This is a genomic window from Microbacterium insulae, assembly GCF_042677065.1.
Classification (GTDB): Bacteria; Actinomycetota; Actinomycetes; order Actinomycetales; family Microbacteriaceae; genus Microbacterium; species Microbacterium insulae.
In genome coordinates, this window is record NZ_JBHTII010000001.1 from 1,799,447 (window position 1) to 1,810,667 (window position 11,221).

Annotated in this window: 10 protein-coding genes; 2 read left to right on the forward strand and 8 right to left on the reverse strand. The window is 70.6% G+C overall.

Annotated features, from left to right (window positions below):
- Window positions 1-5 precede the first annotated feature (5 nt).
- The 5 genes from ACFQ0P_RS08395 to ACFQ0P_RS08415 are packed head-to-tail and all read right to left on the reverse strand — an operon-like array spanning window position 6 to window position 4,177.
- Window positions 6-443 carry a cupin domain-containing protein gene (locus ACFQ0P_RS08395; RefSeq protein ID WP_204978231.1) on the reverse strand — a complete coding sequence of 146 codons (438 nt, stop codon included), beginning with the start codon at window positions 441-443 and terminating at the stop codon, window positions 6-8.
- On the reverse strand, window positions 440-2,101 hold the full coding sequence (locus tag ACFQ0P_RS08400) for an FAD-dependent oxidoreductase (RefSeq protein WP_204978233.1): 1,662 nt from the start codon (window positions 2,099-2,101) through the stop codon (window positions 440-442). Before ACFQ0P_RS08400 ends, ACFQ0P_RS08395 begins: the two co-directional genes overlap by 4 nt.
- A gap of 14 nt (window positions 2,102-2,115) precedes the next feature.
- Window positions 2,116-2,973: a hypothetical protein gene (locus ACFQ0P_RS08405; RefSeq protein WP_204978235.1), complete on the reverse strand. Its 858-nt coding sequence runs from the start codon at window positions 2,971-2,973 to the stop codon at window positions 2,116-2,118.
- Window positions 2,970-3,803, reverse strand: a complete 834-nt coding sequence (locus tag ACFQ0P_RS08410; RefSeq protein ID WP_204978237.1) for a fumarylacetoacetate hydrolase family protein — start codon at window positions 3,801-3,803, stop codon at window positions 2,970-2,972. The genes ACFQ0P_RS08405 and ACFQ0P_RS08410 overlap by 4 nt, the downstream gene beginning before the upstream one ends.
- Complete coding sequence (locus ACFQ0P_RS08415) at window positions 3,800-4,177, reverse strand: cupin domain-containing protein (protein WP_204978239.1); 378 nt, start codon at window positions 4,175-4,177, stop codon at window positions 3,800-3,802. The genes ACFQ0P_RS08410 and ACFQ0P_RS08415 overlap by 4 nt, the downstream gene beginning before the upstream one ends.
- Before the next feature lie 135 nt (window positions 4,178-4,312).
- Here ACFQ0P_RS08415 and ACFQ0P_RS08420 point away from each other — a divergent pair, with 135 nt between their 5' ends.
- A complete protein-coding gene (locus ACFQ0P_RS08420; RefSeq protein ID WP_204978241.1) occupies window positions 4,313-4,942 on the forward strand; it encodes a TetR/AcrR family transcriptional regulator in 630 nt (209 codons plus the stop codon).
- A gap of 26 nt (window positions 4,943-4,968) precedes the next feature.
- Window positions 4,969-5,883, forward strand: coding sequence for an alpha/beta hydrolase (locus ACFQ0P_RS08425; protein WP_204978242.1), 915 nt, complete (start codon window positions 4,969-4,971; stop codon window positions 5,881-5,883).
- A gap of 24 nt (window positions 5,884-5,907) precedes the next feature.
- On the opposite strand, the gene ACFQ0P_RS08430 is transcribed toward ACFQ0P_RS08425, so the two are convergent.
- The 3 genes from ACFQ0P_RS08430 to ACFQ0P_RS08440 form a co-directional block, all read right to left on the reverse strand.
- Entirely contained in the window at window positions 5,908-8,250 is a 2,343-nt protein-coding gene (locus tag ACFQ0P_RS08430; protein WP_204978243.1) for an arylsulfatase, read from the reverse strand.
- Between the two features lie 246 nt (window positions 8,251-8,496).
- Window positions 8,497-9,120, reverse strand: coding sequence for a GNAT family N-acetyltransferase (locus ACFQ0P_RS08435; protein ID WP_204978244.1), 624 nt, complete (start codon window positions 9,118-9,120; stop codon window positions 8,497-8,499).
- Complete coding sequence (locus ACFQ0P_RS08440) at window positions 9,117-11,219, reverse strand: penicillin acylase family protein (protein WP_204978245.1); 2,103 nt, start codon at window positions 11,217-11,219, stop codon at window positions 9,117-9,119. The genes ACFQ0P_RS08435 and ACFQ0P_RS08440 overlap by 4 nt, the downstream gene beginning before the upstream one ends.
- Window positions 11,220-11,221: the final 2 nt, after the last annotated feature.

An 11,221-nucleotide genomic window follows, 5' to 3' on the forward strand; every position in this document is an offset into this window, starting at 1 on the left:
TGCCGCTAGGCGCGGCGGTAGCCCTCGAGGGTGTCGTCGTCGACGTCCTCGAGATTGACGACGATGTTGTCCGGGGTTCGGGTGGTGAGCCAGACGAGGTCCTCCGTCGTCGACATGTTGGCTTCGACGTGCGGCATGTAGGGCGGGACCCAGACCCAGTCTCCCTGGGACATGTCAAGAAAGTCGCGGTATCCCTCGCCGAAATAGATCCGGGCGGTGCCGCGGAGGACGTAGCCCCCCGTCTCCGCCTCGCCGTGGTGGTGAGGAAGCGAGCGGTAGCCAGGGGTGTTGGAGACCTGGCCGAACCAGATGCGCGTGGCCGGCGTGTGCTGCGGGCCGACTCCGCTCACGCGCACCGCGCCGCCCGACTGCATCGTGTGGGTGTCCTCTTCGCCCGACTTCGTCACCTGCGGGCGTTCGTCCCAGCGCAGCTCTTCGGTCATGATCGGGTCGTCTCCTTCGTGTCGGTGCGGTCTCCCGCGAGCCGGCGGCCCGCGATGAAGGCCATGGTCATCCCCGGGCCCAGCGTTCCGCCCGCACCGGGGTAGCCGGCGCCCGAAGGGTGGGCAGTGGTGTTGCCCGCGGCGTAGAGGCCGGGGATCGGGACACCGTCCACATCGAGGGCCGCGGCGTTGTGATCCGTGACGATCCCGCCGTTCGTGCCGAACGCGCCGGGGACGACACGGACGGCGTAGTAGGGGCCGCGGGTGAGCGGGGCGAGCGAGCGGTTCGGGTAGCCGCGGTCACCGTCGCCCCAGTACTGGTCGTAGTCGTTGCCGCCGCGATCGAAGTCCTCGTCGACACCCGCGCGCGCGAAGGCGTTGAACCGCTCGATCGTCGCGGTCAGGGCCCCCGGAGGGAGGTCCATCTTCGCCGCGAGGCCCTCGACAGTGTCGTCGCGCAGCATCCACGGGGGGACCTCGTCGCCCGACCGGTAGGTCAGGTAACCGTACTGGCTCATGTACTCGTCATCCACCACCACGTGGGCGGGCATGTGCGCGAAATTGTGATTCACCGGGTCGACCGCGTGGAACGCCCGCGTCATGTCGTTGTAGTTCTGGGACTCGTTGACGAACCGGCGTCCGTGCTTGTCGACGATGATCGAGCCCGGTCCCTGTCGCTCGAACCGCAGCAGCGTGCCCAGCTGACGGCCCTCCGAGAAGTCGCCCGGGATGACCGACATCGGCGCCCAGAAGGCTTCGCGCATGTTGCCGAGCTTGGCGCCGAGCCGCTGGGCCATCCGGATGCCGTCGCCGGTGTTGGAGGGAGGGGAGCAGCGCGCCATGAGGGGGCCCGCGAGGAACTGGGACGTCATCTCGTCGTTCCACTCGAAGCCACCGCACGCGAGGAGGACGCCCTCGGTCGCCGTGAAGGCGATGCCGTCCGCCACCACGCCCGCGACCCGCCCGTCGGTCGTCGACAGACGCTCGGCGGCCGCACCCGACACGAGGGTCACCCCGGCATCCGCTGCGGCCTTCAGCAGCGGCGCGACCACGGCGTTCCCGCGCGAGACGAGTCCGGCGTCGAACCGCTCCTGCAGCAGATCCCACGGGAACCGTGTGAAGGCGACCCATTGCTCGTACTCCTGCATGGAGAAGGGCATCCGGCGGTCGGGACGCAGAGCCTCGCGCAGCGGACCGAGGGTGGTGCTATCGAAGAAGGCCGGATCGAGCGACCGTCCCCCGGGGACGGATCCATCGACATCAGGCCGGTAGTCGGGGTAGTCGTCGACCGATGTGAAGGTCAGCCCGGCGTTGTCGGCCACCCACTCGAGCATCGTCGGGCCCTCGGCGATCACCGCGCGCAGCACGGCTTCGGGCGTGTGTCCCCGCGTGATCTCCGACAGGTACCGGAGGGCCGCCTCGGGACTGTCGTCGAGACCGCGGGCGCGCATGTAGGGGTTGTTCGCCACCCACAGAGTGCCGCCGGAGATCGCCGAGGTTCCGCCGAACAGGTCGGCCTTCTCGATCACGACCACGCGGCGGCCGCCGCGCGCCGCGACCAGCGCGCCCAGCAGGCCCGCGGCTCCCGAGCCGACGACGACGACGTCGAACGCGGTCGGGTCCGCACCCTCCGGCAGATTCCAGTATCGAGCGGTCATCCTGTTCTCCTCAGTCACCGTGAGACCAGCAGTCGCGCCGCCTCGCGAGCGGACTGACCGACGCGGACGCCGGCCGCGAATGCGAGGCCGTTGCAGGCGCTGATCACGCCATCGAAGTACGTGCTGTGCCCGTCGCCCATCCGGGCCGTTGCGGCCGAGACCGCCGCTCCGGGGATACCGGCGTCGTTCGCCGGCGCGAGCGCCGCGATGCCGGAGTCGTCCTTCCCCATGGCCCCGTCGGAGCAGATGAAGCCCCACGGACGGAAGCCGAGGACGTAGTCCACGACGCTGCGGCCGGTATGCCCGGCGGTGCAGAGCACGTTGCGGTCCCGATCCTCGGGAAGGGCGTCGGCGATCGAGTTGGTGCAGACGACGTCGTGCCCGTCGCCGCGGAACACCACCTCCCGCTCCGTCGAGTCGACGACGATGTGGTCGGGTGCCTCGAGCAGGACCAGAGCGGCGTCGGCGACCGTCATCCCCGGCCGCACTCCGGCGGCGGCCGCGTAGGCGTTCACCCGCGAGATGGTGCCGTTCTCCCAGAGGTCGGCGCCGTTCCCGTGCTGCACATCGTCGATGCGGACAGCCGCGGCCGGGACTTCGAGGGCCTCGAAGAACCAGAGCCCCGCGATCCCGGCGCCGTCCTTCCCGATGCCGCAGTCCAGTCCGATCGTCGCGAAGGGATTCAGTTCCTGGAGCAGCCGCGCGCAGTACACGCCCGCGTACGATGCGTTGACGACGACTTCGCTCCGGGCCGCCGCCTTCGAGTTCGCAGCGTGGCGGTGGGCGTGGGTAGCGGAGTCGAGCACCACCACGCGCCGCTCTCCGCTGTTGAGGGGAAAGAAGCGGTTCTCCGGAGGCTTCGTCTCAGTCATCGGGACACCTCCCGCACGCACCGGTTGCGCAGCTCCCCGATCCCCGTGATCCGGGTGGTCAGGATGTCGCCCTCCTCGAGGAACTCGGCCGGCGTGCGCGAGACCCCGACGCCCGCCGGAGTGCCCGTCGCGATCAGGTCTCCCGGCTCGAGCGACATGAACTGCGTGATGTACTGCACGATCTCGACGGGGCGGAAGATCAGGTCGTCGGTCGAGCCGGACTGCACTCGGCGGTCGCCGACCCACGAATCCACGTCGAGCCCGCCGTCGAGCGACAGCTCGTCGGCCGTGACGACGACGGGGCCGATCGGCGTGGAGCGCTCGAAGTTCTTGCCCTGCAGCCACTCTTCGGTACGGCGCTGCCAATCGCGCATCGATACATCGTTCATCGCCGTGTAGCCGAAGATCGCCGCGGCCGCTTGTTCGGCGTCAGCCTCGAAGACCGTGGTGCCGATCACAAGGACGAGTTCGGCTTCCCAATCGACGCGGTCCGAGACGTCCGCCCGAGGGAGGCGAATGGGCTCGGACGCGCCGACGAACGCGCTGGGATACTTCGCGAACAGCGTCGGATAGGCGGGGACCGACTTTCCCACCTCGCGTGCGTGGTCGCGATAGTTGAGGCCGACGCACACGACCTTTCCCGGCTTGAGTACGGGGGGTCGCAACTCCTGCGGCGCGGGCGCCGCGGCCGGTTCTCCGCGCGCGTCGCGCAGAGCCGGCGATCGCAGCAGCTCGCCCACGTCGGCGGCGGGCAGCAGCGCGACCGCCTCTCCTTCCACGCGGAACGCCCGGGTGGAGCCGGCGACGGCGGCGGTGCCGAACTTCGTCATTCCTGCACTCCCGGAGCCCACGGCACCCAGTGGGTGTCGTCCGCGACATACGGCGTCTTCACGTAGAGCAGGACGGCCGGGGCATCCCGCTCGTTGGCGAGCCGGTGATGCGACCCACGCGGGCAGAGGAGCGTCGATCCGGCGCTGAGGACGGTGTGCGACGCGCGGCCCTGCCAGACAACCACCTCTCCTGTGATCACGGCGAAGAACTCGTCGTAGTGCTCGTGGAAGTGGTTCTCGAAGACCTCGCCCGGGGCGAAGGCCTTGAGGCCCGCGAAGCATGCGGGCGAGTCGATCAATGCGGTTCTCTCGCGGGCCCCCAGAATGAGCCGCACGAGCTCGTCGCCGGAGGCGGCTTCGACCGTGGTGCGCATGATCTCTCCTCGGGGACGACTTCGTCCGGGTGGCATCGATAGGGCTCGATCAGACCATAACTAATTGAACGCTCGTTTAGCAAGATCACAATGAGGATAGGATCGAGCGATCGCTCAGAACGGGAAGGCGAGCGGATGAGTCGCAGGACAGCTGAGAAGACCGATGTCGATGGATCGAAGCGCGCGGCGCGCCCCGGTCCCTCGCCGATCATCGCCGCCGCACTGGAGGCGTTCTATCGAGTGGGATACGGCGCCGCCACGGTGCGCGACATCGCTTCTCGGGCGAATGTGACGGTCGCGGCGGTCTACCACCACTTCGAGTCCAAGCAGGACATGCTCGTCCACATCATGAGTCGCGCCATGCGCGACAACCTGGAGGCCGTCCGTGCGCAGCGAAAGCTCCACGAGGGGAATCCCCGGGAGCAGCTGTGGCACATGGTCGGAGCGATCGTCGAGTACCACACGGGCCATCAGGCGGAGGCGTTCGTCGGCGGCTCCGAGCTGCGCAGTCTCGAGGAGCCCGGCCGCAGCCTGATCGTCGCCTTGCGCGACGAGGAGGAGGCGGAATTCCGCGGCGTGATGGAGCGAGGTGTCGCCGATGGCGTCTTCGAGGCGGGCAACCCGGTGCTCGCGACCCGCGCAATTCTCGCCATGGCTTCCGCGGTGGCGTCGTGGTATCGGCCAGACGGACCGCTGACCCTCGCGGAACTACAGTCGGAGTACGGCGACATGGCTCTGCGTCTGGCGGGTCTCGTCCGGGAGTGAAGCGCGGGAGGGGTGAAGGAGGAGTAGTGGACCTCGAGAGAGTCGACCCCTCGCTCCGGGATGCCACGCGGAGGGTCCCCGTGCTCGATCTCGAAGGCCGCCATCGTCTCCGCCTGATCGCGACGCTCTCCCGGCTGGCACCGGGGAAGCGGATCGCCGGCGTCGATCGGCGCATCGTCCGGCGCGGGCCCGTCCGCGTCCGCGTGCACACGCCGCCCGCGCCCACCGGGGCGGGCCTTCTCTGGGTCCACGGCGGGGGACTGGTGCTCGGCTCGGCGGCCATGGACGACCGCATGAGCGCCGAGACTGCGGTGGCCACGGGGGCCGTGGTCGTGTCGGTCGACTATCGGCTCGCGCCGAAGCATCCCTTCCCCGTTCCCTTGGACGATTGCGCAGCGGCATTCGCGTGGATGCGAGCGGAGTCGGATTCGCTCGGCATCGACACGGGCCGGATCGCCGTCGGAGGCCAGTCCGCAGGGGGCGGACTTGCCGCGGCGCTCGTGCAGCGGCTCATCGACGAGGGTGTGCCGCTTGCCGCCCAGTGGCTCTTCTGCCCGATGCTGGACGACCGCACCGCGGCTGATCGCACTCGGGACGCCGAAGCGCACTTCGTGTGGAACAACCGGTCGAACCTCGTCGGCTGGAGGTCATACCTGGGCGACCGGGTGGGGGCGGACGAGCTTCCCGCCTACGCCGTGCCCGCGCGCCGTGCCGACCTGAGCGGCCTTCCTCCGACGTGGATGTACGCGTCGGACATCGAGCTGTTCTACGCCGAGGACCGCGCGTACGCCGAGGCGCTCCGCGCCGCCGGGGTCGACGTGACCTTCGACACCGTGCCGGGCGCTCCCCATGGGTTCGAGACGTGGGCACGGGACTCGCGGCTGGCCAGAGGGGTCCTCAGCCGTGGCCGGGATTGGCTGCGCGAGCGCCTCACCGCGTAGCCGGCTGAACCCGCGACCTGCGGCTCAGGACGTGTACTCGACGTGCATCTTCTCGATCGTGCCCTCCAAGGCGAAGGGCATCCGGTCGGCGTACGCCCGTGACACCGCCCCGCCGTAGGCTCGCCCGACGTCCAGGCAGTCGTTGGCAGAGAACAGCAGCGGCGCGCTGACCGGCACGGTCCCCGATGCGACTTCGGAGCCGTTCACCCTCAGCTCCACGTGCAGGGGGCCGCCGGGACGCGGATCGACGTAGGCCGTGTCGATCTCGATCGTGACCTTCCCGGGCGCGAGCGGCGCGGTGGCCGCGATGATGGTCCGGTTCACGAGGAAGAGGTTGTACTCGTACGTGAGGATGCCGTCGACGAGGTACGCCGTCAGGCCACCGCCCGATCCGCCGAGCTTGTAGAGAACGCCGTTCGCCTTCTCGCCGAGGGTCGCGTCGATCGTGACCCGGTTCGGCTTGTTGCCGAGTGCGGGGGCGCAGAACTCGGGGATGCGGGTCGTCTCGCCGGTGAACCGCCACTTCGTGTACGGCGGCGAGGTCCGAAGCTCGGGGTGGAACGGCACGATCCAGAGACCTCCTCCGATCGGGAGGACCTTGTTCTTCGCGGCTTCGATCGCGAACAGCTCCTTGAGGGCGGCCAGCTTCTCGGGATGCTGGTCGGCGAGGTCCCGGGCCTGGCTCCAGTCCTGATCGAGGTGGTACAGCTCCCAGCGATCCTTGTCGGGCGTCCACGTGTCGATCCCCTCGGGCACTCCCGGCACCCACGGAAGCCGCGGCCCGGTGGTCGAGGCGAGCCAGCCGTCCTCGTAGATCGACCGGCTGGCCATGATCTCGAAGTACTGCACGCGGTGCCGCCCTTCGGCGGTGTTGTCGTCGATGCAGTACGCGAAGCTGGTGCCGTCGATCGGGTCCTGCGGGATGCCGTCCACGTTGTCGGGGTGTGAGATGCCCAGGATCTCGTACAGGGTGGGCGCGACATCGATGACGTGGTGGAACTGCGAGCGCGGCACGGGGTCGTGCGCGATCCGCGCCGGCCACTGCACGAGCATCGGATTGCGGGTGCCGCCGAGGTGCGAGGCCATGAGCTTCATCCCCTGGTACGGCGACGACCCCGCCCACGCCCACGCCGCGTGGTACTGATTGTCGGTGGCGGGAGTGCCGAGCGCGTCGAGACCGCCGAGCTCTTCGAGCGCGGCGATGTGCTGGTCGACGGTCGTCGGGATCATGTTCTGCGCGAGCAGCTCGCTGATCGTCCCGTTCTGTCCCTCGCCCGACGATCCGTTGTCGCCCCAGATGTAGATCACGATCGTGTTGTCCAGGTAGTCGAGCTCCTCCAGCGCGTCGATGACGCGACCCGCCTGCACGTCGGCGTGCTCCCCGAATCCCGCGCACAGCTCCATCAGGCGCGCCTGGAACGGCTTCTGGTGATCGGGGATCTCGTCCCAGCCCTGGAGCGACGCCGGGCGCGATGTCAGTTCGGCGTCCTCCGGAACCCACCCGGCCGCCTTGGCTCCGGCGAGCGCCTCCTCACGGTAGACGTCCCAGCCGCTGTCGAACATCCCCGCGTACTTGTCGGCCCACTCCTTCATGATGTGGTGCGGGGCGTGGATCGCGCCGGGCGCCCAGTACATGAAGAAGGGCTTGTCGGGGGCGAGCGCCTTGTGGTCGTGGAGCCACGCGATCGCATCGTCCGCGATGTCCTCGCTGAGGTGGTAGCCCTCCTCGGGAGACTTCGGCGGCAGCACGCTCGTGGTGTTCCTCACGAGATTCGGTTCGTACTGCGACGCCTCCCCGGCGAGGAAGCCGTAGAAGTACTCGAACCCGTTGCCGGTCGGCCAGCTGTCGAAGGGTCCGGCCTTGGTCGTCTCCTCGGCGGGGGTGTTGTGCCACTTGCCCCACGCCGCCGTGGAGTAGCCGTAGTCCTGCAGCACGGAGGCGATGGTCGCGCTGCTCTTGGGGATGTGGCCGGAGTAGCCGTCCCAGTCGGCCGCGAGTTCCGCGATCTGACCGGCGCCGACGCGGTGGTGGTTGCGGCCCGTCAGCAGCGAGGCTCTCGTCGGGGAGCACATCGCGGTCGTGTGGAACCGGTTGTAGCCGATGCCGTTGGCGCGGATCCGCTCGAGCGTCGGCGTGTGGATCTTGCCGCCGAGCGGCGCCGGCAGCGCCGGCCCGGCGTCGTCGATGAGCACGATGAGCACGTTGGGCGCGTCGTCGTTCAGATGCTGCTGCGGCGGCAGCGGAGAGTAGGTCGACTCCGCGAGTGTGCGGCCCGCGTAGCTTCCGGACGGCTTCGGCGGGAACGGAAGGGTGCGAGACGGCGGGAGGGGCGTTCCCACGACGGACGGACGGGCTTCTTCGGTCATCGGGCTCTCCTGTTCGGGCTGTGCGACGCGGCCGCGGTCTCCGGTGCCGAAGGCATCGCTGGAGACACGTCACGGTAGGCATGCGGCATCCTCGCCCGCATCACTCCCCGCGGGTGACACCCTCACTCACCCCTCTCGGCCCGGCCCCCACTCCGCAGCTCCTGCCGGCTTCGCGGGTTCTCGCCGAAGTGCCACGTCGTTCCCGTCGCGGACGTGCGGCCTCGGCGACAAGGGGTGAACTCGGCGTCACCTGACCGCTACGGGCCGCGTCGCGGTCAGCCGGCTCCAGCGGTCTCTCGTGAGGAACGCGAGCCGAGCCGCCTTCCCGCCGGGGAGGATCACGTGGTCGCCGAGGTCGAACCCGGTGATGAGCGCACGCCTCACCGCCCGCTCGTTGTCGGCGTCGGGTTCGATCACGATGCGCTCCACCGCCGGCGAGGCGAACAGGAAGGCGCCGATGACGTGCGCCACGCGCGTCGTGAAGCCCGCGACGGGGGCACCGCGATCGCCGAGGAGGAAGTGGATGCCGACATCCCCCGCCTCCACGGGATACACCTCGCCGAGCGGGTCGTTCTCAGGCTCGTACGTCTGGAGCAGCACGATGGGCAGGCCCTCGCGCCGGATCAGGAACGCGTGGTGCGTGTCCAGTCCATCGACGAACGCGTACACGTCGCTCAGCTCCTGCCGCGAGAGGTCGCCCAGCCCCCAGAACCGCGCGGACGGAGCGGTCACCCAGCGCTCGATCACGTCGAGGTCGGCGATCGGATCGAGCACGGCGATCTCCACGCGGCCGAGGGCGGGGTCGTCCGTGGTGTGGATCACGGCGCCCGCGGAGCCGCTCGCGAGACGGGAGGCGGAGGGGACGGTCATGAGCCTCCCGTCGGGCGATCAGGACGCAGCCGCGCCCAGTCCGTGACGACGCGCTGCGGGCGCACCTCGACCCACGCGTCGAGCTGATCGGCGAAGTGGGGTGACGCCGGGTCGCCGGACGCGCCGAACGGCACGCTCCACAGACTGGCGTCGCGGTCGGCGAGGTCCCACGCCCAGCGCGCCACGGACCCGCGCCACGCCCGGTCGGTGACTCCCGGGGTCGAGCCGGTGCACCGGACCGTGTCGCCGTCCCCCGACAGCATCACGTCGAGGCCGCCGCCGGGCGCCTCGATCCCCGGCACCGCGCCGAGGACGTGGAGCGGAAGCAGGCGGTGGGCGGCTCCCCACTCACCGGATGCCGCGGCCTCGTCGAGCGCCGCTTCGGACATCGCGTCGACGTCCGCCGCGAGCGAGGGGTGGGTCAGCAGGCGGGGCAGCGCCGCGGCGACCTGCCCGGCGACCCTCATCCAGGGATCGAAGACCGCGCCGAACCCGTGCGGCGCGTGCAGCGGAGCCAGCGCGGTGTGCGCGGACACCGCCCGCACGAGGGCGGCGCGCCACGCGGCGAAGATGCCGGCCGCGGGGGACGCGGCATCCATTCTCCTGTCCCAGTCCAGGAGCGCGTCGCGGGCCGCGGCGGCGGTGGGCGAGAGCGGCCCGCGCGGGAGGAAGCGCAGGAGCGCCTCGGCCGTCCCGCTCGCGGTATCGCCCCAGACCGCCGGGAACTCCGCGGCCGAATCCGGCCGGAGCTCATCGAGGAGCGCGCGGATGCGAGACGCCCGATGCGGAGGCGGATACGCCCACCCGAGATCGATGGCAGGATCCGCGGGCCGCTCGTTGGCATCGACGGCGACCTCTTCCACGACGGCAGCGCGCGACGGCGTCCGGTCGGGGGCGGGTTCGGCGCGCTCGGCCCGCAGCGCCCGTCGCCGCTGTGCTCGCGGGCGGTCCGGGACGACGCCGAACGTGCCCGACAGCACGGTGCCCGTCCGGTCGGCGGCGAGCACGCGGTTGACCGGGTCGACCCAGCGTTCGAACGCCGCCACGACATCGGCGGCACTGCGCGCGCGCAGCAGGGGAAGGAGGGCGCCGGCGCCGAGGTCGGCTTCCGCGCGGGCCGGGAGGCGGATGCTCCAGCCCACGAGTTCGTCGCCGTCCGGGCGCAGCTCGGTCACGATCGGTCCGCGCCCGGTCTCGAGCGCTTCCACCTCGACGGGCTCGCCGCCGCGCACCCGGATGAGCGACCGCTCGACGTCGACCGAGCGCCACCCGTCCGGCCCGAGCGACTCGTACCCGCCCGGCGCGGGCCGCAGCCGCTCGCGGAAGACGTCGACGGAATGGGCCATGGCGTTGGTGACCCCCCACGCCGCATCGCCCGCATGGCCGAAGTGCGGCACCCCCGGCACGCCGGGGAACGCCAAGCCGACGACGTCGAATTCGTCGCACGCCAGGCGCACCTGCTGGTAGACGCCGGGAAGCTCGAAGATGCGGTGCGGGTCCCCCGCGAGGAGCGGCATCCCGCTCTCGGTGCGGCTGCCGTGCAGTGCCCAGGCGTTGCTGCCCGCGGTGGGAGCCGTCTCGTCCCCGCCGTCGCCGTAGCCCGCGAACACGTCGATCCACGCCTCGCCGAGGGTCGAGGCGACATGCTCGCGCCACAGGACGAGGGGGAACGTCGAGAACAGCGCGTGCGCGACGTGCAGCACGCCGAGGGGATCGTGATCGCGCCACGGCTCCGGCTCGAAGGCGTCGCCGAACGCCTCGTCGAGGGCGCCGAACTCCGCGGCGCGGTGTCCCTCCGATGCCATCCCGCGTCGCACCCCCGCGGCGTAGCGACTCACGAAGGCGCGGGTCTCGGCATCCGCTCCCCGAAGCGCGCGGCGGGCGGTGTCGTCGAGACGCGCGCGGCGCGCGAACACGTCCCACTCGAGCCCCGCCGGTCCGATCAGCTCCGACAGACGCCCCGACGCCCGCAGGCGGTCCACCTCGATCTGCCAGCCCCGGTCGCGGGCCGTCACCTCGCCCTGCGCCTCGGCGAGGTCCCCGGCATCCGCAGCGCGGATGTGCGGGATGCCGAAATCGTCGCGGGAGATCTTGGCCATGC

Bases quoted from the DNA above. Each gene is read 5' to 3' on its own strand.
- ACFQ0P_RS08440 (WP_204978245.1), bottom strand. From the start codon at position 11,219: ATGGCCAAGATCTCCCGCGACGATTTCGGCATCCCGCACATCCGCGCT.
- ACFQ0P_RS08430 (WP_204978243.1), bottom strand. From the start codon at position 8,250: ATGACCGAAGAAGCCCGTCCGTCCGTCGTGGGAACGCCCCTCCCGCCG.
- ACFQ0P_RS08395 (WP_204978231.1), bottom strand. From the start codon at position 443: ATGACCGAAGAGCTGCGCTGGGACGAACGCCCGCAGGTGACGAAGTCG.
- ACFQ0P_RS08400 (WP_204978233.1), bottom strand. From the start codon at position 2,101: ATGACCGCTCGATACTGGAATCTGCCGGAGGGTGCGGACCCGACCGCG.
- ACFQ0P_RS08405 (WP_204978235.1), bottom strand. From the start codon at position 2,973: ATGACTGAGACGAAGCCTCCGGAGAACCGCTTCTTTCCCCTCAACAGC.
- ACFQ0P_RS08435 (WP_204978244.1), bottom strand. From the start codon at position 9,120: ATGACCGTCCCCTCCGCCTCCCGTCTCGCGAGCGGCTCCGCGGGCGCC.
- ACFQ0P_RS08415 (WP_204978239.1), bottom strand. From the start codon at position 4,177: ATGCGCACCACGGTCGAAGCCGCCTCCGGCGACGAGCTCGTGCGGCTC.
- ACFQ0P_RS08420 (WP_204978241.1), top strand. From the start codon at position 4,313: ATGAGTCGCAGGACAGCTGAGAAGACCGATGTCGATGGATCGAAGCGC.
- ACFQ0P_RS08410 (WP_204978237.1), bottom strand. From the start codon at position 3,803: ATGACGAAGTTCGGCACCGCCGCCGTCGCCGGCTCCACCCGGGCGTTC.